The following is a 24,680-nucleotide window of genomic DNA, read 5'->3' on the forward strand; positions in this document are numbered from 1 at the left end:
GAGTACGAGGCCATCATGAACGAGCAGGTCGCACTCGCTGCCTGACTAATCTGTCACCTAAACGTGCAGCAGACCCAGATAACCGCGCTCGGCAACGGCGTGCTCCCGCTCCAAGCGGCCGCGGCTCTCGAAGCCCTCCTGCGACAATGGGAGTAATTCGACGGAAGGAAGCCAGGTGTCCCGCTCAAGTCCTCTGACGCGCTCATGGGGAGCCCGCTCTCTGATCTGGCCGGGCTCACCATGAGCGCGTCAGCGATGAGTAGCGGGAACGATCGGCTTTCGCTGGCGAATCAGAACCTGGTGGCTACTGGTGGCTACCAGCCACTGCTCGCCCGCACCCGCACCTTTCACCGACCAGTCGGCCCCGAGACCTATGACTGCGTAAAGCTCGCCACCGTGCGCGACGGATCGGCAATCGTTTACAGCGAGTTTGGGGAGAAGCACGCGAAGGTCGGTGACGTGCTGCTGCTCGGCGCGAACGTGCTCTGCGGCGCGCAACCCGAGGGCCACGTCACCGTCACGGTGATCTATCTCGATCTCGATTTCATCCTGGATCAGTTCTTCTGGCAGTACATCGATATCGTCAAGGATCGCTTCGCGTCGCAGAGTGTCGCGGACACGATCTACACCGAGCCCGCACAGTTGATGGGGCTTGGTGAGGATCGGATCGGGATGCTGATGCCGTGGCTTGATGAGTTGGTCGCGCTCAGCGTCGACGGGCAGTACCGGGAACGATTCCACCGGATGCAGGCGCTCTGGCACGCGGTGATCGACCAGGTGTCCCCGTTCATCCACGTCTCGCCGACTCGCACTCTTCCGGCTCAGCGGGCGCGCACGCGCCCGTCGGTCCCGCGTGGGCGGCGGTTCGCACCGCTGCGGGCCGAGGCCCGTGCTGTGCGAGAGCTCCTGGCCTCTGATGTGCGCCGTGCATGGTTGCTCTCGGAACTATCAGGAGCGGTACACCTTTCCGAAAAGCAACTCGTCCGAGTGTTCACGAACGCTTACGGGAAGACGCCGCTGGCATATCTCACGATGCTCCGTGTTGAGGAGATGGCGCGGCTCCTTCGTGAGTCTGGAGTGTCGATTGCCGAGGCCGGCAACCTGGTTGGGTGGGTGAGTCGGAATCGTGCTGCGACGGCTTTTCGGGAATGCACTGGTCTCACTCCGGGCCGGTACCGGGCGATGCAAGAAAAATCGTTGTGACCAGCATTTAGACATTCTCTGCGCAGGGAATGGACGCAGTTCGCCCGACCGCGGGAACGAATCTCTCATGGGCTGCTATCGGTAGTCCTACGTCAGGTGCCGTTGGGTCCTGACGGCCAACCTACCTCTTACTGTTCGCTGACCGTCTCGACCCGCCGCCGGCATCCCCGGCGTACCTCGCTTGCACGGGCACCCCGTTCTCGGGCCGCCCCGATGACGAGAGGAGGCGGTCATGGCTGCGAGGAGAACCCCCGAAGAGGCGCGCGCCGCGCGGGAGGCGAAGCTCGACGAGGTGCGCGAGCAGCTGAACGCGCAGGTCGAGAAGCTGGTCACCGGTGAAGACTGGAAGCAGGCGCTGACGTTCGCGGCGAAGTTCCGGTCCCGCAGCGTGAACAACTCGTGGCTGATCTTCGCCCAGCATCAGGCCGCCTGGGAAGCCGGCCGGGTGCCCGAGCCGATGCCGACGTACGTGGCCGGGTTCCGGCAGTGGGAGCAGCTCGGCCGCCAGGTTCAGAAGGGGCAGAAGGGGTACGCGATTCTCGCGCCGGTGACCGGGAAGTTCGCGTCGAAGACTCCTGCTGGTCCGATGTCGTGGCGCAAGCTCGCCCCGAAAGAGCAGCCGAAGCCGGGCGAGGTCGTCAGGTCGCGGATGATCGGCGCGAAAGTCGCCTACGTCTTCGACATCTCTCAAACCAGCGGCCCGGATGTGCCGCTCCCGCCTTCGCCGCAGCTTCTCGAAGGCGAGGCCCCGGCGGGGCTTCGTGATGGGCTGATCCGGCAGGTTGCCGAGGCTGGGTTCCAGTTCTTGCCGGTGCCGCACGAGGGCATGATCCACGGCGCGAACGGCAGCACGAACTTCGACACTCGGCAGGTGGCGGTGCGGACGAATATGGACGATGCCGCCCAGGTGAAGACCCTCGTGCACGAGCTCGCGCACGTGAAGATGCACGGCCCCGACCAGGAGGAAGCCCGCCAGCATCGCGGGATCGGCGAAGTCGAAGCCGAGTCCGTCGCGCTCATGGTCGGGGCCGCGCACGGGATGGACACGACCGCCTTCACGATCCCGTATGTGTCGGGGTGGGCGATGGCCGCCGACGGGAAGAACCCGATCCAGGTGGTGCAGGCGACCGCGGAGCGGGTGCGGAAGGTCGCCGTCGAGATCCTGGATCGGCTCGACACCGAACAGCTTGGCGACGGCACCCCGCCGGGCCTCACCCGCGAGGGTCCCGAAGTCTCGGCGGCGAAGCAGGTCGAGCGTAAGCCGTCGGCCCGCTCGTCCGCGCGGAAGCCAGCTGCGGCACGGTCGGCGCGTTCCTCGTCGCTGGTGCGGGGGCTGTGATGGACGTCGAACAGCTCCTCGCGCCGGTCGCCCGCATGAGTCTCGCGGACGCCGCCCGCCACTATGTTTCGCTGGGGGTGCCGGTGTTTCCTTGTGTGCCGGGTGAGAAGCGGCCGCTCGTCGCGCATGGTTTCAAGGATGCCAGCACCGATCCCGCGCAGGTTGAGGCGTGGTGGCGGCGGTGGCCGGATGCGAACATCGGCATCCCGACCGGCCCCATCTCGGGGATCGAGGTTGTCGATGTCGATGTGAAGGGCGACCCGCCGCGCGGTCCCGCCTCTTGGCAGCAGGCCACCGAGGCGGGCCTGCTCGATGGGTGGGCGGTGCAGGTCGTCACCCCGTCGGGCGGGTTGCACGCCTATTATCCGGCAGCCGCCATCGAGCAGCGGTCGTGGGCGTCGGGGGCGGCGCAGCTCGATTTCCGAGGCACCGCTGGTTACATCGTCGCCCCGCCGTCGAGAACGATCATCGACGGCGAGACGGTCGCGTATCAGCTCCTCGACCTCGCCACTGGCGACGTGCATCCCGTCGACGCGGGCGCGCTGCGGGAGTTTCTGGACCCGAGGCCCGTGCGGTCGTCGTGGGAGGCGCGCCCGTTCCGCGGCACTGTGGAGGAGCGGGCGAAGCGGATCGCGGCATGGCTGGAAGGGCAAGGCGAAGGCGAACGGAACCAGGGCCTGTTCTGGGCGTCGTGCCGCCTCGCGGAGAACGGCGCCACATTGGCGGAAGCGTTTCAGACGCTCGGGCCGGTTGCGGAAGGGATTGGCTTGCCGCCGCGGGAGATCGAGCGCACGATCCGCTCCGCCTACCGCACTCCGAACACCACCCCGGCAGCACCCGCACCTGCCACGACGCGCCCGGTTGCGCAGCGTGCCCCAGTTGATCGAGGGCGGGTGCTCGCATGAACATGAGGAGGGAGCGCCGGGGTGGCTGGCTCGCCGTGGTGACGGCGGTGGCGGGGACGGTGTTGATCGCGTGCGGGGCGTTCTGGCTTTCCTTCATTGCGCTGGCCGATCTCGCCCGCCGCTCCGGGATCGAGGAGGGGCAGGCGTGGGCGTGGCCGCTGATCGTGGACGGCGTCATCGTCGTTGCGACCGTCGCCGTCGTCGCGCTCGCCGGCACCCGCACCGCCTGGTACCCCTGGATGCTGCTCATCGCTGGAGCTGGGTTGTCGGTGACGGCGAACTCGATCCACGCGATCGTCGCCGCCGATGCGGATGTGCCTGCGGTGCTCGCGGCGTCGGTTGCGGCAGTGCCACCGCTGGTGCTGCTCGCGATCACGCACCTCACCGTGATCCTCACCCGCCACCAACCCAAACCGGCCCCTGAGACGGCTGCTGAGGAAGCCGCGGAACTGCACGTCGAGGCCGCGGAGCGGCCGGGCGGGCCGGTGCCGGTGGCGTTGCTGGAACCGGCGCTCCGAGCGCCGGTGCTCGCTGCGGTGCTGGCGCCCGATGCGGAGCCCGGCGCCGAAGCGGGTGATCCGCCGATGCCAGAGCAGGGGCGGGATGGGTGGTCGCGGCGTGAGGTGGCGGAGGTGCTGCGGGCGGGCGGCTGGTCGAACAAGAAGATCGCCCGCTACCTCGACGTGCACCCCTCGACCGTCGGCCGCTGGCTCCCGCAACCCAGCCCCACGCCGGAAGCCGAGCCCGGCACCGAACAGCCAGTCATCGCTATGCCAACGACCGATGCAGCAGCCGCGACGGCTGCAGATGACCCCAGAGACGAGGAGGACCCGTCATGTACCACGAACACGGCCCCGAAGTAGCGGAGGCGGCGCGGTCGCGTCTGCATCCCGCGCTCGCTGCGGCGATGAACGCCGAACGAACCTCGCCGGGCGGGCCTGAGCAGGTGGAGGCGGAGCGGTCGATGCTCGCCGTACACCGCGACCCCTCCCTGACCGGGAGCGACCGCGCCGAGCGCGACACGGTAGAAGCCGAGCCGGATGCTGAGGCGAAGCGGCGGACGCAGATTCGGTGGGTGCGGCCGACCGAGCTGGCGATGCAGGGCGGCGCCCGCGCGACCGGGTGGGGGCTCGATCTGCGGGCCGAGCTCGCCCAGCGCCTCCGCGACGCCCGCGCCGACCGCAAGCAGGACCGCGCCGAACAGCGTGCGGTCCGGAGTGAGCGGGCATCGCGATTGCCCGATCTGTCGATCCGGGGCCGCAGACGCCAGACACGACCGGAGCCCGCGCGTTCGGGGATGGGGCTGAGGTGATCCGCCATGCACGAGTCAGCAGCCCGGTTCGCGCAGGACCTTCCCGGCCCCAGGCACGCGGGGCGCACCTGCCATGTAGGAGGTGCCGTCATCATGAACCAGACCCGCACGAAGAGCACCCCTGCCGCACGTCCCGAACGGGATGCGCGGTGGGGGTTCGAGCATTCCGAAGGGCTCCGCGCCCTGCTGATCCGCCTGCACGAGGAAGGCCGATGGGCGTGGCGGCACGACCCCGAAGTCGCAGCCCTCATGCGGCACGCGGCCGACAAGTACGCCGCGCTCGCGCGCCGGCACGGCCTCGACCCGTGGGAAGCGGCCGCCGCGGCGTTCGACGCGATGCGCACCGGCGCCGTGAGGCGCGCCGACGACCCCTGGGCCGTCATCACCCGCGCAGTGAAAGTGACCTGCATCGCCGAGGAACGCGCGAACGGGCTGCTGTGCTCCGTGCATCAGGCGCGGCGACCGAAGTTCTCCACCCACCACGACGCAGAGCGCTTCTCGGACCGGGAGAACCCGCTGACCGACTACCACCACAGCCTCACAATCCCCGCCCCCGACCTCATCGAGGAACCCGAGCACGACGAGACCCCCGCCCGGGTGGGGCAGGCCGTCGAAGACGCGGTCGCGCTGTTCCATCTGCTCGGCTGGCCGGTCGAGGCTGCACGGGGCGGGATCGAGTACATCATCACCCGGCTCGCAGAATCAGCGTCGCGGGCTTCCGCGTTCGAGTCGCTGCGCCGCGACTACCACGCCCGCGCCCTCCTCGACATCCCCGCCGCCTCGTGGCTTGCGATGCTGCGGGTGGCGCTGGGGACGCCGGACCCGAACCAGGCGCACACCAGCGCCGCACGCGGCATCCTGCACCGCCTGGTCACCGGCGAACCCCTCCGCGCGCTCCTCGCCGACGACCGGGTGCTGTCGGAGGTGGTGCTGTCCACCCCAGACGGAGGTGGCTGCCATGGCTGCCAGTAGCCCGGGGCATATCGAGCTGGAACGCTCCCTCGACTCCATCACCGTCGGGAAGCGCCACCGCACCGACCTCGGCGACATTCCGGCGCTCGCCGAGTCCATCCGTGCAGAGGGCCTGTTGCAGCCGATCACCGTCACCCCGGACGGGGTGCTCGTCTGCGGGCGCCGCCGCCTCGAAGCGCTGCGCCTGCTCGGGCAGCGCTCCACGAACGTGTGGGTGCGGTCGAACCTCTCCGGCCGCCTCTCCCAGCTCCTCGCGGAACAGAACGACAACTCGCTGCACAAACCCCTCTCCCTGATCGAAGCCGAATCCCTCTACCGGGAGCTGAAGGTCGTGCTCGCCGAAGACGCCGCCCGCCGGCAGGCCGCAACACGGTTCGGAGCCGACGGCGAGAATCCGCAGGATTCTGCGGAAGTCCACGGTGCCGTCGAATCGACGGCACCGCGCTCCGCCGGGGAAGCCCGGGTGCAGGCCGCCCGCATGGTCACCGGGCACGGATCGCAGACGATGCTCGAACAAATCGGCAGATTGAAGGATCTCGCAAACGACGACACCCGACCCGAGCACATCCGCGCCCAGGCCGTCGAGGAGCTGGCGCGGATCGAGGCCGGCGGGAAAGTGCACGGCGCGCACCTGCGCATGAACACCGCCCTCTCCCTGCACGAGCTCGACCGGATCGCCGTCAACCCCGCCCAGCCGGACCCCGTGCGCATGCAGGCCGCCGCCTCTGCCGAGCAAGTGCGTGCCGCAGCCGCCAGGGAGGCACGGACGGCGGAGCTCGCGCAGCTCGCCGCTGCGGCGATCGCCCGCATCACCTCCACGGGTCGCAAGAAGGGCAAGAAGCCGGTACGGCCGGTGGAGCGTCCGAAGCTGACGCTCGTGGTGCTGCCGCCGCGCGCGTTCGTCGCGCTCTGGGCCGACATGGACGGCTGGACCCAGAAATACGACCCGGGCACCCTCGCCGCGGAACTGACCGGGGCGGAGTGGGAGCGCGCCGAAGCCGTGCTCGCCGAGACCATCGCGTTCTTCGCCCTCATCCGCGCCGCCCGCGAAAACGCTGCGGCGGGCAGCACGGAGGTGCAGGCCGTCTAAACCTGCCTGCCGGCGGCTACGAGCCGCCGGCTGTGCGTGTGCACCTTCCGGGTACCGAACTCGCCCGTTCGCCGGAAGGAAGCCCGTATGCGTCAGACCACCGAGCCGGAGCAGGCGTCGCGGCGCCTGCGCATCGCCCTCATCGGCGGCGGCATCGTCCTCGCCCTGCTCGTCGGCGCCGGCATCTATGGCCTGCTGCGCGGCCCCGCCCCCGAATCATCACCCGGCCCCCGCGTCTCGACGTCCGAGACGCCTGGTGCTGACCGGGATCTCTCGCCGCGCGAGCTCCCGGCCGTCTCAGACGCGGAACGGTTTGCGCGGGACGTAGCCGAGGGGCTGTTCGCGTGGGATACCGGCCTCGGCTACAGCCCGCACGAGTACATGCAGGCGATCATCGATGTCGCGGACCCGGACGAAGCACCAGGCCTCGCCGCAGACCTCCGCGCCTACCTCCCAGACGATGCCGCCTGGGCCGAACTGCGGAACTACTCGACCCGGCAATGGCTCACCATCGACACGATCACCTTTCCCGAGAGCTGGGCGGGCATCGCCGCCGACGCCCGCCCCGGCACGCTCCTGCCGGGTGCGACCGCGTACACAGTCACCGGCACCCGGCACCGGACCGGCGTCTGGGAAGGGCAGGGCGTTACCGATGCGCGCCCGGTGTCGTTCACGATCTTCGCCGCCTGCCCGGACGACGAGGACTGCCGGCTGCTGCGGCTCTCCGCTCTCGACACCCCGCTCCGATAGCGAGGACGGCTCGGTGATGGTGAAGAAGCTGCTCGTCCTGTTCTTGGTGCTGTTCTGCGTCGGACCGTCGACCGCGCTGGTCGGCATGGGAGCGTTCATGGGCCCGTTAGGGTTCTGCCTCACGGATTCCCTGACGGTCGGCCCGATCCCGGACAAGCTCGCCGCGACCACTGCCGATGGCACCTCGGTTACGCTCGAGAAGCGGCAGCTCACCCACGCGGCGACGATCATCACCACCGGGGCGAGCATCCCCGGCGTCGGCCAGGCGGGTGTGCGCATCGCGCTCATGGCGGCGCTCACCGAGTCCCGGCTGCGGATGCTCGCCAACACCGGCGCCTACCCCGAATCCGGGAACTACCCGAACGACGGCGACGCCTCCGATCACGACAGCCTGGGGTTGTTCCAGATGCGGCCGGCCGCGGGCTGGGGTACGGTCGCTGAGCTTATGAACCCGACCTATCAGGCGAAGGCGTTCTACGGTGGTGAGCAGGGCCCGAACTTCCCCTCGCCGCGGGGCCTGCTCGACATTCCCGGCTGGCAGCAGATGGACCCAGGCTCCGCCGCGCAAGCCGTCGAAGTGTCGGCGTTCCCGGATCGGTACCGGAACTGGCAGCCCGTCGCCGAAGCGATCCTCACCGCCCTCACCAAGCCCGCCCCCAGCGGCGGCGGGAACCGTGGCGGGGCGGTGCCGGAGACCAGCCGCGTCGTGTTCCCGCTTCCCGAGGGCTCGTACACGAACACGGATAGCTTCGGCTGGCGCACCGACCCCTTCACCGGCGAGCGGCAGTTTCACTCCGGCTCCGACCTCGCCGCCGCCGACGGCACCCCGATCTACGCGGTCGCCGACGGCCGCGTGACCGTCGCGGAGTTCAGCTCCGGATGGGGCGGCCTCATCGTCATCGAACACACCGTCCAAGGCGCCCGGGTCGCGTCCTATTACGCGCACATGTGGCAGGACGGCATCTACGTCACCAGCGGGGAGACCGTCGCGGCCGGGCAGCACATCGGCGATGTCGGCTCCTCCGGCCGCTCGACCGGCCCGCACCTGCACGTCGAGATCCGCCCCGGCGGGCAGGCCCAGCCCCCGGTGAACGCAGTCGAGTGGCTGGCGCAGCACGGCGCGGTCCCGAGTGACGGCACGACGGGCGCGCCCGGGTGTCGCGCGAACCTTGGAGGTGCCCGGTGAACGTGTTTCCCGACTTCGGCGCCGTCGGCGCATCCGGGGAGTTCGCGTCGGTGATCGGCGCGCTCCTCACCTACGTCCTCATCGGCGCCGTGCTCACCCTCCTCGTCTCTGCAACCATCTGGGCCATCGCCTCCCACACCGGGAACCCCTACACGGCGCAGAAAGCCCGCGTCGGCGTGTTCGTCGCCCTCGGCACCGCAGCCCTCGCCGGCGCCGGCATCGCCTGGGCGAACTTTCTCCTCACCATCGGCGACCGCATCTAAGGGCTCGGCCACCGGGCCTGCTGAGTGCACCTGCTTGTCGGACGGATCGCGTCCGCTTCACCGACCGGCAGGAGTGCCCAACCATGATCGATATCGACCCGAACAGCAACGGGCTTCCGGGGATCGCGCAACTGCGCGACATCGTCGGCGCGGTGATGACCGTCGGCCTCATCCTCAGCGTGCTGGCGCTCATCGTGTCCGCGATCGTCTGGGGCTTCGGCGCGAATAGCAGCAACCCGCACCTCGCGTCGAGGGGAAAGACGGGCGTGCTCGTGTCGTGCGGTGCGGCGGTGCTCGCTGGTGCGGCCGTCACGCTCATCAACTTCTTCTGGACCGTCGGCCAGGCCGTCAACTAGCCGGGTGGTGGTTCAGGGTGAGTATCTGCGACATCCCCGGCGTCTCCACCGTCTGCACCGCGATCGGCGAGGGCCCCGCCGGCCTCTTCTTCGGGTGGATCGCCTCCGCGATGGGGCTCGCCGTGTCCACCCTGTTCCAGGGCATGTGGGACGTGTTCTCCACCACCACCTCGGTCGACGTCACCAGCGACGGATACGTGAAGGTCTACAACATCCTGTTCGGCATCGCCGTGTTCGTGACGCTCCTGTTCTTCTGCTTCCAGCTCATCACCGGCCTCGCCCGCCGCGACCCGTCCGCACTCACCCGCGCCGCGCTCGGGGTCGCGAAATCGGTGCTCGGCTCGTTCGTGCTCATCACCTGCACCGCCCTGCTGCTCGAAATCACCGATCAGCTCTGCGTCGGCATCATCCAGGCCACCGGGCAGACGATCGAGAGCATGGACGACCGGCTCGCGCTCCTCATCACCGCGGTCACCATCACCTCGGTTGCTGGGGGTGCGGGGGCGCTGCTGACGATCTTTCTCGCGGGCCTCATGATCGCCGCGATCTTCATCCTCTGGTTCAGCCTCCTCATCCGGAAGGCCTTGCTGCTGGTCGCGATCGTGTTCGGCCCGGTCGCGCTCGCCGGCCTCACCTGGGAAGCGTCCCGCGGCTGGTTCGGGAAGTGGGCGACGTTCGTGGTCGCGCTGATCGCGTCGAAGCTCGTGATCGTGGTGATCTTCCTCATCGCCACCACCCAGGTCGCCGCACCCATCAGCCTCGACCTGAAATCCCTGTCCGAACCCATCGCCGGGATCGTGCTGCTGTTCGTCGCCGCGTTCGCCCCGTACCTGGCGTACAAGTTCCTGAGCTTCGTGGGCTTCGACATGTATCAGGCGTCCTCGATGGAGCAGGAGGCGAAGAACGCCCTCAACCGGCCCGTCCCGCTCCCGTCGAAGCCGAACGGCCCCGCCCCGAAGCAAGTGCTCAACGGCGCAGACACCGGCAAGGGCGCCGGAACGCCGAAGCCCACACCCACCCCAGCACCAGCGGCGGCGCCTGCCGCGGCCGGCACCGCAGCCCCGGCTGCCACCGGAGGCACGGCCGCACCGGCCGCCCCGGCTGCGGCTGCTGCGCCGCCGGTCGCGGCGGCCGTCGCCGCAGGAGTCGTCGTGAAAGAGACCGCGACCGCGGGCCCGAAGATCGGCGAGGCCATCGGTGACGCAGCGGACGGGCACGCGGGTAGTGCGTCCGAGCCGGCGGCTCCGCCGCCTGGGCCGCCGGTGCAGCAGCCGCCCGCGGTGCTCCCGCCGCCCTCGCCGCCAAGGACCGATCCGCCCGCCCCGACCGGGAAGCAGTAACCCATGAGCGCGAACACCTCCGAAGCGTCGCTCGAGCTGCGTCCGGTGCAGTTCTCTCGCCTCACCAAGCGCGGCCTGCTCCTCGGCCTCTCCCTGCCACAGCTTCTCGTCCTCGCGACCGCGCTCGGCATCATCGTCACCGGCCTCTACACGGGCGGCGGACAGGGCCTTGCCTGGTCGTCGCCGGCGTGGGCATCCCTGGTGGTGATCGCGTGGGTGCCCGTCGGCGGGCGGAAGCTGATCGAGTGGGCGCCGATCGTCACCCGCTGGCTCCTCCGCACCCGCGCGAAGCAAACCCAGTATCGGCGCAGGGTGGTGAAGCCGCGCCCGGCGGGCACGCTCGCGCTCCCCGGCGACCTCGCCGCGCTCCGGGAATGGGTGGACCCCGAGACGGGGGCGGCGATGATCCACGACCCTCACGCCCAGACCCTCACCGTCGTGTGCGGGGTGGCGCATCCCGCGTTCGTGCTTCTCGACCCCGGCGAGCAGCAGCGCCGTGTCACCGGCTGGGGTCGCGTCCTTGCGGCCGCGTGCCGGTCCGGGAGGATCGCCCGCATCCAGGTGCAAGAGCGCACCCTGCCCGATTCCGGGTCGGGGCTGACCGAGTGGTGGCGCGAACACGGCCACGACGACGGCTCCTGGGCGGCGAACACCTACCGGGAGCTCATCGAACGGGCGGGCCCCGCCGGGGAACGCCACGCCACCACCGTGTCGCTCTCCCTTGACATGCGAGCCGCTACCCGGCAGATCCGTTCCGCGGGCGGCGGCATGAAGGGAGCGGCGGTGGTGCTCGGGCAGGAGATGCAGTCGTTCCAGACCGCGCTGCGCTCCGCCGAGCTGCAGATGACGGGATGGCTCACCCCGGGTGATGTCGCCCTGATCCTCCGCACCGCCTATGACCCCGCCGCCGGCCCCGCCTTGGAACGTCACGGCGCGCTCGGCCGGGAGCTCGCGACCGCGGGCCCGGTTGCGGTGAACGAGGCCTGGGACCGGCTGCGCTCCGACAGCGCGCACCACGCGGTGCTGTGGATCAGCGAATGGCCGAGGGCGCAGACCTTCCCCGGGTTCCTCGCCCCGCTCGTGCTGACCGGCGGGGTGCTGCGCTCCTTGTCGCTGCACTATCTGCCGGTGCGGGCGGATCAGGCCGCCAGGGATTTGCGGCGGAAGAAGACCGAGATGGTCGCCGACGCCGCCCAGCGCCGGAAGATCGGCCAGGTCGAAGACACCCAGGCCACCGCCGAATACGGCGACGTGCTGCAACAAGAATCTGAGCTGACCGCGGGGCACGGGGTGCTCCGCGTCGTCGGCCTCGTCTCCGTCTCCGCACCCACCAATGGGGAACTGGATGCCGCGGTATCGCAGATCGAGCAGGCCGCGATCCAGGCGTCCTGCGAAACCCGCCGCCTGGTCGGCCAGCAGGCGCAGGCCTTCACCGCGGCCGCGCTCCCGCTCTGCCGCCCCATCTGAACCAGCGGCGAACCTTCGCGCACCTGGCATACGAATCATCTTCACGATTGGAGCATCGGACATGCTGACCTTCACCGATCCCGTCGCTGACGCGGAGGAAGCCTATGAGGCGATGCGGGCGCTCGCGCACGCCAGCCGCACCTTCGAGCAGCCGGAGGACATGTACGGGGTGCTCGGCGATCTCCTCGGCAGCGTCCGATCCCTCGAACAAGTCCTCACCCAGATCGCCACCGCCCACGAGAGCTCGCGCGACCGCGCCGCCGACGACGCCGGAGACCGCGCCACGGGCGTCCGCGATGCACTCACGACCGCCGGGGAGCTGCGGCAGGCGGCGGCGCTCATCGGTGAGGCGGAACGACGCCTCGATGCGGCATCCGCGGCGGCGGGCCGGATCGCCTGGCACCCCGCCGCAGAAATGCCGGAAGTCGGGCATCTGATCAACGTGGTCTTCCTGCAAGGCGGCGAAGCCGACCGGCTCCTCGACCTCATCGACCAGGGCGGCGCCGATGCCGTGATCCAGGAACTCGCGGGCTACGACTACGGTGACGAGACCGTGGATGCCGCGCTCGAGAACGGGTACGTCTACGACACGCCGCCGCAAGGCCTCCTCGACTGCACTGCCCAGTTGGACGCCTACACGCTGGTCTACAACCAGGATCACCGGCACCTCGCCCTCTACCGGCACATGGACGTCCTCCCGTCCCCGGTGCTGCTCGGCCTCGAAGACCCCCGCCACGCCGCCACCACTACCGAATCGCCGTCGTCTGCGATCGCCGCCCCGTCTGGGGTGCGGGCGGGGCCGATCCTCGCGCGCGAGGCCGCGCGGGAGCAGTCGCGGCGAGACCGCCTCGGCACCCCGGCCATCCGCCGCGAGCAGCCCGGCAGGCAGACGGGGCGGGGGCTCGGCCGATGAGCGACGACACCGATCCGGGACGTCTGCATACCTCGGTGCTCGTCGGGCCCGAAGGAGAGCTCCGCCGGCACCGGAAAGCCCGCGCCCAGGCCGCCGCCCGCATCCACGCCGAAACCCGCGCCGAAACTGTGGCGAAGTTGCGGGCGGAGGCGGCAGCAGCACGCGAAGCCCGCCGTGCCACTCGCTACCTGCCTCGTGCCGGAGAGGAGGGACCGGCGGCGTTGTGCACGCCGGGCCGGTTCCGGCTCCCGCGCCACCAGGACACCTCGGCCACGCTGTCGGGGCATTACCCGTTCCTCGCCGAAGGCGGGCTCGGCTCCGCCGGCACCTTCATCGGACAAGACCTCTACTCCGGCGGATCTTTCGTGTACGACCCGTGGGAGCTGTACCGGCAAGGCGTCATCACCGCCCCGAACCTGATCCTCGCCGGGATCGTCGGAAGCGGGAAGTCGTCGCTTGCGAAAGCGCTCTACACGAGGGCGCTCCCGTTCGGGCGGCGCGTCTACGTTCCCGGCGACCCGAAAGGCGAGCACACCCCCGTCGCCCGCGCCGTCGGGGGCCGCGCGATCGTCCTCGGCCCCTCGCTCCCGACCCGTTTGAACCCGCTCGATGAGGGATACCGGGCCGCGGGCATCCCGGACGCCGACTGGGCTACACAGGTCGCAGCCCGCCGCCGGGATCTCATCGGCGCCCTCGCGGAGACCGTGCTCGACCGGCGGCTCTCTCCGGTCGAGCACACCGCGATCGATATCGCTCTCGCAGACGCCGTCAGATCAGCGGAGGTGCCGATCCTACCGATGGTCGTCGACCGCATCCTCTCGCCCTCATCGGCGGACGATCCCGACGGCCGGCTCGCAGAAGACGGGCGGATGCTCGGGCACGCGCTCCGACGGCTGGTCGCCGGGGATCTCAGCGGCTTGTTCGATGGGCCGTCGACGGAGAAGTTCGACCCGACGCTGCCGATGCTCTCCCTCGACCTGTCCCGCGTCTCGGAGAACAGCGCCCTGCTCGCCGTGCTCATGACCTGCTCTGCGGCGTGGATGGAATCAGCGCTCCAAGACCCGTCCGGCGGTCAGCGCTTCGTCGTCTACGACGAAGCCTGGCGCCTCATGTCCTACCCAAGCTTGCTTGCCCGCATGGATGCGCAATGGCGGCTCGCCCGCCACTACGGCATCAGCAACCTGCTCATCTTCCACAAGCTCACCGACTTGGAGAACGTCGGCGACCAAGGCTCCAGAATGCGCGCCCTCGCATCGTCGCTGCTCGCGAACGCCGAAACGAGGATCGTGTACCGGCAAGAGAGCGATCAGCTCGGCGTCACCGCACAAACCCTCGGACTCACCGGAACCGAACGCTCACTTCTCCCTGGGCTCGGCATCGGGCAGGGCCTCTGGAAGATCAAAGACCGCAGCTTCGTCGTGCAAGCGCAGTTACACCCCGCCGAACTGGAACTCTTCGACACCCGCGCCCGAATGCTCTAAAAAACCTAGATGTTCCGGTGAATATTGACGGTTTTGGCGGGAACTTCCGCCCGTGCCGTCGTTTTGGTGTGGGTGCGGGTGGATGTTCGAGGAACTGCCTCCTCTGCGACTGTACCGCGCCCGCCGGTGCGGGTGTCGTGAGGGCTCCGCGGGGGCGGGAGTGCCGCTGCTGGGTCGCGGGTGCATGGTTCGCCATCATCGACAATAGTTCAGTGCTTACTGTATAGTTCAGTGCATGCTGACTATTGCTTCGCGTCTCGACGTCATGAACCGGCTGGGCCGGGCCATGGCGGACCCGACGCGCTCCCGGATCCTGATGACCCTGCTGGACGGCCCGAGCTACCCGGCCGTGCTCTCGCGCGAGTTGGAGCTGACGCGCTCCAACGTGTCGAACCATCTGACCTGTCTTCGCGACTGCGGGATCGTAGTCGCCGAGCCCGAGGGTCGGCAGACGCGCTACGAGATCGCCGACCCGCACCTCGCGGCGGCGCTCACGGCGCTGGTGGACGTGACGCTGGCCGTGGACGAGCACGCGCCGTGCATGGACGCCGAGTGCACGGTGCCGGGCTGCTGCGGGACGGGAGCGGGCGCGTGAGCGCGGCGTGCGGCTGCGACGAGCCGGAGACCCAGGTCGGGGAGGAAACCGAGGAGGAGCGGGAGCGTCCCTGGTGGCGTGACCACGGGATCATGGTCCCGGTGCTCTCCGGCGTCGCCTTCGGCACGGGCCTGGTCCTGGAATGGACAGGGGCGGAGATCCCGGCGCTGGTGGCGTTCTGGATCGGCCTGCTGCTGGGCGCGTCGACGTTCACCCCGGGCGCGATCCGCAAGCTGTTCAAGGGCAAGCTCGGCATCGGCCTGCTGATGACGATCAGCGCGATCGGCGCGGTCATCCTCGGCTACGTCGAGGAGGCCGCAGCGTTGGCGTTCCTGTACTCGATCGCCGAGGCGCTGGAGGACAAGGCGATGGATCGCGCCCGTGGCGGGCTGCGGGCGCTGCTGAAACTCGTCCCGGAGACCGCGACCATCCGGCAGGATGGCGCGTCCGTGGAGGTCGCCGCGAAGGATCTGGCCGTTGGTCAGCTGATGCTCGTGCGTCCGGGTGAGCGGATCGCGACCGACGGGATCGTCCGTACGGGCCGGTCGAGCCTGGACACCTCGGCGATCACCGGCGAGTCCATCCCGGTGGAGGTCGAGCCCGGCGACGCGGTGTCGGCCGGGGCGATCAACACCGCCGGTGCCCTGGAGGTCGAGACGACCGCGGCGGGCACCGACAACTCGCTGACCACGATCGTGGAGCTGGTGGAGCAGGCGCAGGCGGAGAAGGGGGACCGCGCCCGCCTCGCGGACCGCATCGCCCGCCCGCTCGTGCCCGGCGTGCTGATCCTCGCCGTCCTGGTGGCGGTCATCGGGTCGCTGCTGGGCGACCCGGAGCTGTGGGTCATCCGCGCCCTCGTGGTCCTCGTCGCGGCGTCGCCGTGCGCGCTGGCGATCTCCGTGCCCCTGACGGTGGTCGCCGCGATCGGGGCGGCGAGCAGGTTCGGCGTGATCATCAAGTCCGGTGCGGTGTTCGAGCGGTTCGGCGTGATCCGTCACGTCGCCGTCGACAAGACCGGCACCCTGACCCGCAACGAGCCCGCCGTCACCGCGGTGCTCACCGCCGACGGCGTGGACGAGGCGCAGGCATTGGCGTGGGCGGCATCCCTGGAGCAGCACAGCACCCACCCGCTGGCCGCCGCGATCACCGCCGCCGCACCCGGAGCCCCCGCCGCCCTGGACGTCACCGAGCAGGCCGGGCACGGCATCGAAGGCACCCTCGACGGGGCCCAGGTCACCGTCGGCAGCCCCCGCTGGCTGGACGCCGGCCCGCTCAAGGACCAGGTCGCCGGCTTGGAGGAGCAGGGCATGACCGTCGTCATCGTGCACCGCGACAGCGCCGCGGTCGCCGCGATCGGCGTCCGCGACGAGCTGCGCCCCGAAGTCCCCGAGGTCGTCCGTACGCTCGCCGCCCAGAGCGTCGGGACGACCATGCTCACCGGCGACAACGCCCGCACCGCCCGCGCCCTGGCCGCGCAGGCCGGGATCGAGGACGTGCGCGCCGAGCTACGCCCGGAGGACAAGGCCGCCGCGATCAGCGAGCTGGGCAGGCACGGCTCGGTCGCGATGATCGGCGACGGCATCAACGACGCCCCCGCCCTGGCCGCCGCGGACATCGGCATCGCCATGGGCGCGACCGGTTCCGATGCCGCGATCGAGTCCGCCGACGTCGCCTTCACCGGCCACGACCTGCGCCTCCTGCCGCGCGCGTTCGACCACGCCCGCCGCGGCCGGCACATCATCAATCAGAACATCATCCTGTCGCTGCTGATCATCACCGTCCTGCTGCCGCTGGCCCTGTTCGGCGTCATAGGCCTCGCGGCCGTGGTGCTCGTGCACGAGATCGCCGAGGTCATCGTCATCCTCAACGGGCTGCGCGCCGCGCGCACCAGGAAGTCGATCGCGTGACCGCGCAGGGCACCGTCGTCGCCGAGGGGACGAGCCCGCCCTCCCCGAAAGGTCGGAGGGCACTCGGCGTCGCCCTCGCGGTCGCCGTGCTCGCCGTGGCCCTCGATCAGGGGTCGAAGGCCCTCGCTGTGGCGCAGTTGACTTCTGGCGAGCGGGTTCCGCTGGTCGGCGACCTGTTCGGCCTGTCCCTGGTCTACAACCCCGGAGCCGCGTTCTCGCTCGGCTCCGGGTCCACCTGGATCTTCACCCTCGTCGGCCTCCTCGCCGCCATCGCGGTAGTTGTGTTCGCTGTGCGGCTGCGTGGCGCGCGGTGGGGTGCCGCGTTGGGCCTGGTCCTCGGCGGCGCGGTCGGCAACCTCGTCGACCGGCTCCTGAACCCGCCCTCCTTCGGACAGGGGCAGGTCACGGACTTCCTCGCCTACGGCGACCTGTTCGTCGGGAACGTCGCCGATGTCTTCGTCGTCGCCGGTGTCGGCCTGGTCTGCCTGAACCTTCTCCCGCCAGGCCCGGACCGGGCGTCGAACGACGCGCGATTCGAGGATGCCGCATGAAGCTCGAGCTGCTGCACATTGTCGGTTGCCCGAACACGGACGTGGCCGAAGCCAACGCGCGCGCAGCACTGGACGCTCTTGGATTCAGGGCCGTGCCTGTCGAGCTGGTCACGATCCGGACCGAGGCCGAGGCGGTAAGCACCCGGTTCGGAGGCTCGCCTACGATCCTCGTCGACGGCGTCGACCTGTTCCCGACAGCACCGGTCCGCTCGCTCGCGTGCCGCGTCTATGCGACGAGGAACGGGTTCGCCGGAGCGCCTACGCAGGAGCAGATCGAAGCAGCGCTGCGAGGCGCGTCCCGGTAGAGCAAGAACGGGCTGTAGCGCGATCGATGGCGCACGCCTCACGGCACATCGGTGTTCGCCGCAGGGACCAGGAAACCCGGAAACACAGCGGAGAGGCAGGGCCATTGGCCGCTGCCTCTCCCGTGCTCGCAGTCCCTCGCAGTCCCTCAGACGAGCAGTTCCGCCAGCAGCGTTTCGACGCGACCTTTGATCTCGTCCCGGATCGGGCGCACGGCATCGATGCCCTGTCCGGCCGGGTCGTCGAGCTTCCAGTCCTCATAGCGCTTGCCGGGGAAGAACGGGCACGCGTCGCCGCAGCCCATGGTGATCACCACGTCGGAGTCCTGCACCGCTTCGGTGGTGAGCACTTTCGGCTGTTCGACGGTGATGTCGATGCCGACTTCGCGCATCGCCTCGACGGCGACGGAGTTGATCTGGTCGGCGGGTATGGATCCGGCGGAGCGGACCTCGACGCGGTCGCCTGCGAGCTCGCGGAGCCAGCCGGCGGCCATCTGGGAGCGCCCGGCGTTGTGGACGCAGACGAAGAGGACGGAAGGCTTCTGGTCAGTCATTGTTGTTCGCTTTCGTTCAGTCGGTGAGCGTGGCGAGGAGCTCGCGGACGCGGCCCTCGATATCGTGGCGGATCGCGTCGACCCCGTCCGGGGAAGCGAGAGCCGGGTCGCCCACGGCCCAGTCCTCGTAGCGGACGCCGGGGATGATCGGGCAGACGTCGCCGCAGCCCATGGTGACCACCACGTCGGCCGCGCGCACGGCGTCGTCGGTGAGCGGCTTCGGGAACGCCGTCTCGGCTTCCTGCTCGCCCTCGATCTCCGTGAGCAGGGAGCGCACGTGCGGGTGCATGTCCGAGGCAGGGGCGGAGCCTGCTGAGCGGGCGATCACGGCACCGCCTGCGAGCTGGTTGACGATCGCGGCGGCGAGCTGGGAGCGGCCCGCGTTCTGCACGCACACAAACAGCACCTGCGGCACCCCGGCCGAGCGGTCCCTGGCCAGGTCGGCGAGGCGCTGCCGGGCGAACCGTTCGGTCAGCGGGATCATGTGCGCCGTCAGCTTCGCTGAACGCACCAGGCCGGCGTAGGACTCGCGCACGATCGCGATCACGAGGTCCCGGTTCAGCCCGGTCAGCTCGTCCGCGAGCTCCTCGGCGAGGCGGGTCACGCGGGCGTCCATCTGCCGCAACGCTTCAACTCGCGCCTGAGCGTCCTCCGGCTCATCGGCGACTGCCGCTGGTGCGAACGCGTCGAGGAGGGACGCGACGGCGCGCTGCTTGCCCGGCGCGATCCGGTACCAGACCCACGTACCGCGCCGCTCGGACCGCAGCATCCCGGTCTCCTTCAACACCTTCAGATGGTGGGAGACGGTCGGCTGGGACACGTCGGCGAGCTCCGCGAGATCGCACACGCATGACTCGCCGCGCGGGTCGGTCGCGATCACTGACAGCATCCGCAGCCGCAGCGGATCCGCCAGCGCCTTGAGCGCCCCGGCCACAGTCGCAGCTGCGTCGGCGCCGATCGCGTGCATCGCGGAGGGCGCGCACGCCTCGGCGTCGGGAAGGACAGCAGCGTCGGTCATGACGTCCTCGATTCGATCATGGATTCGGTGGTGTAGGGGTCGGTGCGGAACCAGGCTTTCGCCGCCCAGAGCGAGACGTAGACCAGCCCCACCAACACGGGCACTTCGATGAGCGGGCCGACGACCCCGGCCAAGGCCTGTCCGGATGCCGCGCCGAAGGTGCCGATCGCGACCGCGATGGCGAGCTCGAAGTTGTTGCCCGCTGCGGTGAACGCCAGCGTCGTCGACCGCGCGTAGCCGAGGCCGATGCCCTTGCCGAGCAGCAGCCCCGCGAACCACATCAGGCCGAAGTAGACCAGCAGCGGCAGCGCGATGCGCGCCACGTCGAGAGGCTTCGCCAGCACCGCGTTGCCCTGCAGTGCGAACAGCAGCACGATCGTGAACAGCAGCCCGTAGAGCGCCCACGGCCCGATCCTCGGGAGGAACTTCTCTTCGTACCAGTCGCGCCCCTTGCGCTTCTCGCCGATGAAGCGGGACGCGAAGCCCGCGATGAGCGGGATCCCGAGGAACACGAGCACGTTCAGCGCGATCTGCCAGACCGAGATCTCCAGTCCCTGTGCGTCCAGGCCCAGCCAGCCCGGCAGCACAGTCAGGTAGAACCAGCCCAGCACCGAGAACATCACGACCTGGAAGACCGAGTTGATCGCGACGAGCACCGCGGTCGCCTCGCGGTCGCCGCAGGCGAGGTCGTTCCAGATCACGACCATCGCGATGCATCGGGCGAGACCGACGATGATCAGCCCGGTCCGGTACTCGGGCAGGTCCGGCAGGAAGATCCACGCGAGCGCGAACATCACCGCGGGCCCGACGAGCCAGTTCAGCACGAGCGAGGAGACCAGGAGCTTCTTGTCACCCGTGACGGCTGCGACCTTGTCGTAGCGGACCTTCGCGAGCACGGGGTACATCATCACCAGCAGGCCCAGCCCGATCGGGACCGAGATCCCGCCGACCTCCATCGCAGACAGCGCGTCGGAGAGCGCCGGCACGAACCGGCCGAGCACGAGGCCGGCGACCATCGCGAGGCCGATCCAGAGCGGCAGCCACTTGTCGAGGGTGGAGAGCCGTTTCGGGGTGGTGCGGGTCAGGGCGTCGGTCATGCGAGCAGCTCCTCGAGCTTCGCGACGTAGACGGGTTTCGGGTGCGCGCCGATCAGCACGTCGACACGTTCCCCGTTCCGGTAGAAGCCGAGGGTCGGGATCGAGGTCACGCCGGCCGCGGTCACGGTCTCGGGGTTCTGGTCGGCGTCGATCTTCACGATCTTCACCCGGCCCTCGTACTCGCCGGCGAGCTGGTCCAGGATCGGGGCGATCGCCCTGCACGGGCCGCACCAGGTCGCCCAGATGTCGACCACGACGGGCAGCTCGGACTCGAGCACCTCGGCCTGGAAGGTGGCGTCGGTGACGGGGGTGACGGTGCTCATACGGAGACCTCCAGAACAGGCTCGGAAACGGTGGCGGGTGCGAGGTGCGACAGGTAGTGCTGGGCGTCCTGCGCGGCCGCGCAGCCGGTGCCCGCGGCGGTGATCGCCTGCCGATACGTGTGGTCGACGAGATCCCCGGCCGCGAACACCCCGGCCAGATTCGTCCGCGTCGACGGGTGCGCGACCCGCACGTACCCGTCCGCGTCGGTGTCGACCTGCCCAGTCACGAGCTCGGAGCGCGGGTCGTGCCCGATCGCGACGAACACCCCCGTCGCGTCGAGCCTCCGCTCGGCCCCGGTGATCGTGTCGCGCAGCGTGAGCCCGGTGACCTGCTCGTCGCCGAGGATCGCGGCGACCTCGCTGTTCCAGGCGACCTCGATCTTCGGATCGTCCAGCACGCGCTGTGCCATGATTCTCGACGCTCGGAACTCGTCCCGGCGGTGCACGACGGTGACTTTCGATGCGAACCGGGTGAGGAACAGCGCCTCCTCCATCGCGGAATCCCCGCCACCGACCACGGCGATCTCCTTGTCGCGGAAGAAGAACCCGTCGCAGGTCGCGCACCACGACACCCCGTGCCCCGACAGGCGCTCTTCCTCGGGGAGGCCGAGCTTGCGGTACGCGGAACCCATCGTCAGGATCACCGCCCGCGCCCGGTACGTCATCCCGGCACCCGTCTCGATGGTCTTCACGTCGCCGTCGAGCTCGAGGCGAATCGCGTCGTCGTAGACGATCCGAGCGCCGAACCGCTCAGCCTGCGCCCGCATCGACTCCATCAGCTCCGGCCCCTGCACGCCATCGACGAAGCCGGGGAAGTTCTCCACCTCGGTCGTCGTCATCAGCGCACCGCCCGCGGTGACCGAGCCCGCGATCACGTTCGGCGCAAGACCCGCGCGGGCCGCGTAGACCGCCGCGGTGTATCCGGCGGGACCGGACCCGACGATGACCAGTTCGACTTCTTGATTCGACATACTTCTATATTGACATCTATCGAATCAGTTCGCGAGCCCATGCCGGCTTCGTCACCGGATGTTCACCTACCGTGCTCAGGCAGGGCTGCCAACGCCCTTCGCGCGTGACCTCCGCATCATCGACGAACAGTGCATGAAAAGTGCACTCTTCAACAATCGGACCTACCAGTAGAGGTGCTCGAGCGCTTCACGCACGAGCTCGACGTGTATTCGATCGACGAGGCGTTCGCCGCGGTGGATCGTCGCACTTCGGCCGATCCCGAGGCCATGTCGGTGCTCGGGCGCACAATCAGAGACGAGGTGCGCCGGCTCGTCGGCGTGCCCGTCTGCGTCGGGATCGCGCCGACCCGCACCCTCGCGAAGCTCGCGAACCGCGCGGCCAAGAAGATCCCGGTCTTCGAAGGGGTGTGCGTGTGGCCGGCGACGCGGGAGGCGTGGCGCGAGCAGCTGATGCGCCGACTGCCGGTCTCGGAGGTCTGGGGGATCGCGCGGCGCCTCGAGCGGCGGCTCGCAGGGTACGGCATCACCTCCGTGTGGGATCTCGCCACCGCGGATCCTGCGCAGATCCGACGCTGCTTTTCCGTGGTCGTCATGCGTACCGCGCTCGAGCTGCGCGGGGTCGCGTGCATCGACCCGGGGGAGGATCGCACGGGGAAGAAAGACGAGCTGATCGTGTCGCGTTCCTTCTCAGAGAAGGTGTCCACGATTGAGGGGATGCGGCAGGCGCTCTCGATCTATGCGCAGCAGGCCGCGGCGCGCCTGGTGAAGCACCGGCAGGTGGCGAAGTCGGTGCAGGCGTTCGCCGGCACGAGTCACTGGCACGAGCAGCAGCACTATCCGGCTGTCCGGGTGCCGCTCCCCTATCCGACGGCCGATCCGGTCATGCTGACGCGAGCGGCACATCTGCTGCTCCCGCAGATTCAGGAGGGAACGCGGTATGCGCGGGCCGGGCTCCTGCTTACGGATCTGCACGCGGCTGAGGCGCACCAGGCCCTCGAGTTGTTCAGGCACGTCCACGAGGATGCGAGTATCGCGACGCTCGTGGACGCGGTGCAGAAGAAGGCCGGCCGAGAGGTGCTCGGGCTCGGCTATGGCGGTCTCCGGCCCGGCCCGGCCTGGCAGATGAAGCGTGGACTGCTGACGCCCAGGGCGACAACTCATTGGGACGAGCTCATGATCGTCCGGGCGTAGGGCCGACTACCGTCTGCAGCTACGACTGTGCTGAAGCTCTCAGGAGTCGAAGATGTCTCCGAGGAACTCGAAGGGACTCTTCTTTTTGCGGTAGCGGGGGTCGCGTTGGCGATCGTCGGAGTAGCCGCCGCGTCGATCACCGTGGTGGCCTTCTCGTCGGCGGTCGTCGTGATGACTGTCGCGACGTCGATCGTCGTACCGGGGTGCCTCGTAGTCGTCATAGCGGGGTTCTGCATACTGCGAGCCTGGCGCCGCGTCGCTTTCGGCCTGCATACGCTCGAGGATCTTGTCTAGCTCGCCCCGGTCGAGCCAGATGCCCCGGCACTGCGGGCAGTAGTCGACTTCGACTCCCTGTCGCTCGCTCATCAACAGGGTGGTTCCATCGCTGGGGCAGTTCATGATGTCAGCGTAAAGCAGCCGGGTCGCTCCCTGGCTGTGAAGTTGACTGCCGCAGCCTGGGAGTTCGTCGCGCGTTGCCGAGTCAGAGTCGGAACTCCAAGAGCCAGTCGACGGCGAGCTGCGCGACGGTGGCGACAATGACGAAGTGGAGGAGGATCGCGACCCATGCCCAGGACGCGAATCCTTTGAGCGCGCGCATGGCGGAGTCGCCCGGGAGGAGGAGGCCGTCGGCGCCGGCTTTCGCGACGGTGACCCACCAGAGCGGGATCATGGCCGTCCAGACGACCATGCACCAGGGGCAGAGGGTGCCGAGAGAGTAGAAGCTCTGGTACTGCAGCCAGGTGATGAAGACGATGCCTCCGAGGAGGCCGAGGCAGTAGAGCCGCCAGAACCATTGGGCGAAGTGTGCTCCGGCGAGGATCGCGGCCCCGACGAGGATCGGCGCGGTGAAGGCGGTGACGCCGATGATGGTGTTCGAGAACCCGAAGAGGGAACCCTGCCAGGAGTCCATGTTCGGCCCGCAAGTGACGAGCTTCGAGATGTTGCAGTTGGGCGCGTGGGTGGGTTCCTGCAGGGTCTTGATGTACTCGGTGAGCAGCTCGAAGGAGGCGAACCAGCCGACGATGCCGGCCACGATCGAGAACCAGGCGAAGCCGATGCGTCGTCGGCGTAGCGGTGTCTCAGCGCTCGTGGTCATGGTTCGAATCTACACAAGGGGAGGCTGAACGGATGACGGCTGCTCGAGACGGATGCGGCGGCCGGGCAGGGACGGTCTGCGTGTGAGATCCTCGGCACGGGTCAGTCGGCCGTCACGTTGACGACGCCTTTCATCTCCGCGTGAATGGAACAGTCGTATTCGTAGCTGCCGGCCTGGTCGAAGACGTGGGTGAAGCTGCCCTGTCGCATGAGATCGCTCACGAAGCTCGCATCCTGGGCGACGACATCGTGCTCGTTCTGTCCCTCGAACACCCAGCGCACCGCTTCGCCCTCGGCAACCTCGACCTCGGCCATGTCGTAGGCGTTGTCGTAGGCCCGTACCGTGACGGCGGGGGCGGCGTCCTCGGCAGAGGGGGTGACCTCGGGCTTCGTGGCGGCACAGGCGGCGAGTCCTCCGAGCAGGCCGACTGTTAGGACGGCTCCGAGGGCGTGCACGAGGATGCGGCGAGTGTCGGCGTCCATGGTGTCTCTCTTACTC

28 protein-coding genes are annotated in these 24,680 nt (G+C 69.3%); 20 read left to right on the forward strand and 8 right to left on the reverse strand.

Annotated elements, in window-relative coordinates; translation table 11 throughout:
• The first annotated feature begins 204 nt into the window (after positions 1-204).
• The 19 genes from PQI23_RS10465 to PQI23_RS10555 all read left to right on the forward strand — a co-directional run bounded on the left by PQI23_RS10465 (position 205) and on the right by PQI23_RS10555 (position 17,935).
• Complete coding sequence (locus PQI23_RS10465) at positions 205-1,203, forward strand: helix-turn-helix domain-containing protein (protein WP_339974288.1); 999 nt, start codon at positions 205-207, stop codon at positions 1,201-1,203.
• A 232-nt stretch (positions 1,204-1,435) separates the two neighbouring features.
• Positions 1,436-2,542, forward strand: coding sequence for an ArdC-like ssDNA-binding domain-containing protein (locus tag PQI23_RS10470; protein WP_017883872.1), 1,107 nt, complete (start codon positions 1,436-1,438; stop codon positions 2,540-2,542).
• Positions 2,542-3,447, forward strand: a complete 906-nt coding sequence (locus PQI23_RS10475) for a bifunctional DNA primase/polymerase (protein ID WP_339974293.1) — start codon at positions 2,542-2,544, stop codon at positions 3,445-3,447. Before PQI23_RS10470 ends, PQI23_RS10475 begins: the two co-directional genes overlap by 1 nt.
• A gap of 2 nt (positions 3,448-3,449) precedes the next feature.
• On the forward strand, positions 3,450-4,310 hold the full coding sequence (locus PQI23_RS10480; protein WP_445238429.1) for a DUF2637 domain-containing protein: 861 nt from the start codon (positions 3,450-3,452) through the stop codon (positions 4,308-4,310).
• Positions 4,283-4,759, forward strand: a complete 477-nt coding sequence (locus PQI23_RS10485) for a hypothetical protein (protein ID WP_024356146.1) — start codon at positions 4,283-4,285, stop codon at positions 4,757-4,759. Before PQI23_RS10480 ends, PQI23_RS10485 begins: the two co-directional genes overlap by 28 nt.
• A gap of 93 nt (positions 4,760-4,852) precedes the next feature.
• Positions 4,853-5,731: a hypothetical protein gene (locus PQI23_RS10490; RefSeq protein WP_024356147.1), complete on the forward strand. Its 879-nt coding sequence runs from the start codon at positions 4,853-4,855 to the stop codon at positions 5,729-5,731.
• Positions 5,718-6,821 carry a ParB N-terminal domain-containing protein gene (locus tag PQI23_RS10495; RefSeq protein WP_017883877.1) on the forward strand — a complete coding sequence of 368 codons (1,104 nt, stop codon included), beginning with the start codon at positions 5,718-5,720 and terminating at the stop codon, positions 6,819-6,821. The genes PQI23_RS10490 and PQI23_RS10495 overlap by 14 nt, the downstream gene beginning before the upstream one ends.
• A gap of 87 nt (positions 6,822-6,908) precedes the next feature.
• Positions 6,909-7,571: a hypothetical protein gene (locus PQI23_RS10500; RefSeq protein ID WP_339974300.1), complete on the forward strand. Its 663-nt coding sequence runs from the start codon at positions 6,909-6,911 to the stop codon at positions 7,569-7,571.
• 16 nt (positions 7,572-7,587) lie between these two features.
• Complete coding sequence (locus PQI23_RS10505; protein ID WP_024356149.1) at positions 7,588-8,757, forward strand: M23 family metallopeptidase; 1,170 nt, start codon at positions 7,588-7,590, stop codon at positions 8,755-8,757.
• On the forward strand, positions 8,754-9,020 hold the full coding sequence (locus PQI23_RS10510) for a DUF6112 family protein (RefSeq protein WP_024356150.1): 267 nt from the start codon (positions 8,754-8,756) through the stop codon (positions 9,018-9,020). Before PQI23_RS10505 ends, PQI23_RS10510 begins: the two co-directional genes overlap by 4 nt.
• Before the next feature lie 83 nt (positions 9,021-9,103).
• On the forward strand, positions 9,104-9,376 hold the full coding sequence (locus PQI23_RS10515; RefSeq protein WP_017883881.1) for a DUF6112 family protein: 273 nt from the start codon (positions 9,104-9,106) through the stop codon (positions 9,374-9,376).
• Between the two features lie 17 nt (positions 9,377-9,393).
• Positions 9,394-10,716 (forward strand): hypothetical protein, encoded by a 1,323-nt coding sequence (locus tag PQI23_RS10520; protein WP_017883882.1) that lies wholly within the window; start codon positions 9,394-9,396, stop codon positions 10,714-10,716.
• Positions 10,717-10,719: 3 nt separating this feature from the next.
• A complete protein-coding gene (locus tag PQI23_RS10525) occupies positions 10,720-12,183 on the forward strand; it encodes an SCO6880 family protein (protein WP_017883883.1) in 1,464 nt (487 codons plus the stop codon).
• A 61-nt stretch (positions 12,184-12,244) separates the two neighbouring features.
• Entirely contained in the window at positions 12,245-13,096 is an 852-nt protein-coding gene (locus PQI23_RS10530) for a hypothetical protein (protein WP_017883884.1), read from the forward strand.
• Positions 13,093-14,577 (forward strand): ATP-binding protein, encoded by a 1,485-nt coding sequence (locus PQI23_RS10535; protein WP_339974306.1) that lies wholly within the window; start codon positions 13,093-13,095, stop codon positions 14,575-14,577. Before PQI23_RS10530 ends, PQI23_RS10535 begins: the two co-directional genes overlap by 4 nt.
• A 235-nt stretch (positions 14,578-14,812) precedes the next feature.
• Positions 14,813-15,172 carry a Cd(II)/Pb(II)-sensing metalloregulatory transcriptional regulator CmtR gene (cmtR, locus tag PQI23_RS10540; RefSeq protein WP_017883886.1) on the forward strand — a complete coding sequence of 120 codons (360 nt, stop codon included), beginning with the start codon at positions 14,813-14,815 and terminating at the stop codon, positions 15,170-15,172.
• Entirely contained in the window at positions 15,169-17,079 is a 1,911-nt protein-coding gene (locus PQI23_RS10545; RefSeq protein ID WP_339974310.1) for a heavy metal translocating P-type ATPase, read from the forward strand. Before cmtR ends, PQI23_RS10545 begins: the two co-directional genes overlap by 4 nt.
• Positions 17,076-17,630, forward strand: coding sequence for a signal peptidase II (gene lspA, locus PQI23_RS10550; RefSeq protein ID WP_024356154.1), 555 nt, complete (start codon positions 17,076-17,078; stop codon positions 17,628-17,630). The genes PQI23_RS10545 and lspA overlap by 4 nt, the downstream gene beginning before the upstream one ends.
• A complete protein-coding gene (locus PQI23_RS10555) occupies positions 17,627-17,935 on the forward strand; it encodes a hypothetical protein (RefSeq protein ID WP_339974316.1) in 309 nt (102 codons plus the stop codon). The genes lspA and PQI23_RS10555 overlap by 4 nt, the downstream gene beginning before the upstream one ends.
• Before the next feature lie 146 nt (positions 17,936-18,081).
• Here the strand turns inward: PQI23_RS10555 and PQI23_RS10560 are convergent, their stop codons facing one another.
• The 5 genes from PQI23_RS10560 to trxB are packed head-to-tail and all read right to left on the reverse strand — an operon-like array spanning position 18,082 to position 21,895.
• Positions 18,082-18,486 carry an arsenate reductase ArsC gene (locus tag PQI23_RS10560; protein WP_339974318.1) on the reverse strand — a complete coding sequence of 135 codons (405 nt, stop codon included), beginning with the start codon at positions 18,484-18,486 and terminating at the stop codon, positions 18,082-18,084.
• A 16-nt stretch (positions 18,487-18,502) separates the two neighbouring features.
• Complete coding sequence (locus tag PQI23_RS10565; protein ID WP_339974320.1) at positions 18,503-19,504, reverse strand: metalloregulator ArsR/SmtB family transcription factor; 1,002 nt, start codon at positions 19,502-19,504, stop codon at positions 18,503-18,505.
• Positions 19,501-20,601 (reverse strand): ACR3 family arsenite efflux transporter, encoded by a 1,101-nt coding sequence (arsB, locus tag PQI23_RS10570; protein WP_339974322.1) that lies wholly within the window; start codon positions 20,599-20,601, stop codon positions 19,501-19,503. The genes PQI23_RS10565 and arsB overlap by 4 nt, the downstream gene beginning before the upstream one ends.
• A complete protein-coding gene (gene trxA / locus PQI23_RS10575) occupies positions 20,598-20,924 on the reverse strand; it encodes a thioredoxin (RefSeq protein ID WP_010157039.1) in 327 nt (108 codons plus the stop codon). Before trxA ends, arsB begins: the two co-directional genes overlap by 4 nt.
• Positions 20,921-21,895, reverse strand: a complete 975-nt coding sequence (gene trxB, locus PQI23_RS10580) for a thioredoxin-disulfide reductase (protein ID WP_339974325.1) — start codon at positions 21,893-21,895, stop codon at positions 20,921-20,923. Before trxB ends, trxA begins: the two co-directional genes overlap by 4 nt.
• 174 nt (positions 21,896-22,069) lie before the next feature.
• Between trxB and PQI23_RS10585 the strand changes: the two genes are divergently transcribed.
• Complete coding sequence (locus PQI23_RS10585; protein WP_339974326.1) at positions 22,070-23,086, forward strand: DinB/UmuC family translesion DNA polymerase; 1,017 nt, start codon at positions 22,070-22,072, stop codon at positions 23,084-23,086.
• A gap of 39 nt (positions 23,087-23,125) precedes the next feature.
• On the opposite strand, the gene PQI23_RS10590 is transcribed toward PQI23_RS10585, so the two are convergent.
• The 3 genes from PQI23_RS10590 to PQI23_RS10600 all read right to left on the reverse strand — a co-directional run bounded on the left by PQI23_RS10590 (position 23,126) and on the right by PQI23_RS10600 (position 24,664).
• Positions 23,126-23,485: a TFIIB-type zinc ribbon-containing protein gene (locus PQI23_RS10590; protein WP_024356160.1), complete on the reverse strand. Its 360-nt coding sequence runs from the start codon at positions 23,483-23,485 to the stop codon at positions 23,126-23,128.
• Between the two features lie 82 nt (positions 23,486-23,567).
• Positions 23,568-24,182 carry a vitamin K epoxide reductase family protein gene (locus tag PQI23_RS10595; RefSeq protein WP_017883891.1) on the reverse strand — a complete coding sequence of 205 codons (615 nt, stop codon included), beginning with the start codon at positions 24,180-24,182 and terminating at the stop codon, positions 23,568-23,570.
• 101 nt (positions 24,183-24,283) lie between these two features.
• Positions 24,284-24,664 (reverse strand): cupredoxin domain-containing protein, encoded by a 381-nt coding sequence (locus PQI23_RS10600; RefSeq protein WP_339974329.1) that lies wholly within the window; start codon positions 24,662-24,664, stop codon positions 24,284-24,286.
• Positions 24,665-24,680: the final 16 nt, after the last annotated feature.

The sequence above is a fragment of the Leucobacter sp. USCH14 genome (assembly GCF_037619215.1).
Classification (GTDB): Bacteria; Actinomycetota; Actinomycetes; order Actinomycetales; family Microbacteriaceae; genus Leucobacter.

What these genes read in the sequence shown, in the direction of transcription:
- PQI23_RS10465 (WP_339974288.1), top strand. Translation starts at nt 205, where the DNA reads ATGGGGAGCCCGCTCTCTGATCTGGCCGGGCTCACCATGAGCGCGTCA.
- PQI23_RS10470 (WP_017883872.1), top strand. Translation starts at nt 1,436, where the DNA reads ATGGCTGCGAGGAGAACCCCCGAAGAGGCGCGCGCCGCGCGGGAGGCG.
- PQI23_RS10475 (WP_339974293.1), top strand. Translation starts at nt 2,542, where the DNA reads ATGGACGTCGAACAGCTCCTCGCGCCGGTCGCCCGCATGAGTCTCGCG.
- PQI23_RS10480 (WP_445238429.1), top strand. Translation starts at nt 3,450, where the DNA reads ATGAGGAGGGAGCGCCGGGGTGGCTGGCTCGCCGTGGTGACGGCGGTG.
- PQI23_RS10485 (WP_024356146.1), top strand. Translation starts at nt 4,283, where the DNA reads ATGTACCACGAACACGGCCCCGAAGTAGCGGAGGCGGCGCGGTCGCGT.
- PQI23_RS10490 (WP_024356147.1), top strand. Translation starts at nt 4,853, where the DNA reads ATGAACCAGACCCGCACGAAGAGCACCCCTGCCGCACGTCCCGAACGG.
- PQI23_RS10495 (WP_017883877.1), top strand. Translation starts at nt 5,718, where the DNA reads ATGGCTGCCAGTAGCCCGGGGCATATCGAGCTGGAACGCTCCCTCGAC.
- PQI23_RS10500 (WP_339974300.1), top strand. Translation starts at nt 6,909, where the DNA reads ATGCGTCAGACCACCGAGCCGGAGCAGGCGTCGCGGCGCCTGCGCATC.
- PQI23_RS10505 (WP_024356149.1), top strand. Translation starts at nt 7,588, where the DNA reads ATGGTGAAGAAGCTGCTCGTCCTGTTCTTGGTGCTGTTCTGCGTCGGA.
- PQI23_RS10515 (WP_017883881.1), top strand. Translation starts at nt 9,104, where the DNA reads ATGATCGATATCGACCCGAACAGCAACGGGCTTCCGGGGATCGCGCAA.
- PQI23_RS10525 (WP_017883883.1), top strand. Translation starts at nt 10,720, where the DNA reads ATGAGCGCGAACACCTCCGAAGCGTCGCTCGAGCTGCGTCCGGTGCAG.
- PQI23_RS10530 (WP_017883884.1), top strand. Translation starts at nt 12,245, where the DNA reads ATGCTGACCTTCACCGATCCCGTCGCTGACGCGGAGGAAGCCTATGAG.
- PQI23_RS10535 (WP_339974306.1), top strand. Translation starts at nt 13,093, where the DNA reads ATGAGCGACGACACCGATCCGGGACGTCTGCATACCTCGGTGCTCGTC.
- cmtR (WP_017883886.1), top strand. Translation starts at nt 14,813, where the DNA reads ATGCTGACTATTGCTTCGCGTCTCGACGTCATGAACCGGCTGGGCCGG.
- PQI23_RS10555 (WP_339974316.1), top strand. Translation starts at nt 17,627, where the DNA reads ATGAAGCTCGAGCTGCTGCACATTGTCGGTTGCCCGAACACGGACGTG.
- PQI23_RS10560 (WP_339974318.1), bottom strand. Translation starts at nt 18,486, where the DNA reads ATGACTGACCAGAAGCCTTCCGTCCTCTTCGTCTGCGTCCACAACGCC.
- PQI23_RS10565 (WP_339974320.1), bottom strand. Translation starts at nt 19,504, where the DNA reads ATGACCGACGCTGCTGTCCTTCCCGACGCCGAGGCGTGCGCGCCCTCC.
- arsB (WP_339974322.1), bottom strand. Translation starts at nt 20,601, where the DNA reads ATGACCGACGCCCTGACCCGCACCACCCCGAAACGGCTCTCCACCCTC.
- trxA (WP_010157039.1), bottom strand. Translation starts at nt 20,924, where the DNA reads ATGAGCACCGTCACCCCCGTCACCGACGCCACCTTCCAGGCCGAGGTG.
- trxB (WP_339974325.1), bottom strand. Translation starts at nt 21,895, where the DNA reads ATGTCGAATCAAGAAGTCGAACTGGTCATCGTCGGGTCCGGTCCCGCC.
- PQI23_RS10590 (WP_024356160.1), bottom strand. Translation starts at nt 23,485, where the DNA reads ATGAACTGCCCCAGCGATGGAACCACCCTGTTGATGAGCGAGCGACAG.
- PQI23_RS10595 (WP_017883891.1), bottom strand. Translation starts at nt 24,182, where the DNA reads ATGACCACGAGCGCTGAGACACCGCTACGCCGACGACGCATCGGCTTC.
- PQI23_RS10600 (WP_339974329.1), bottom strand. Translation starts at nt 24,664, where the DNA reads ATGGACGCCGACACTCGCCGCATCCTCGTGCACGCCCTCGGAGCCGTC.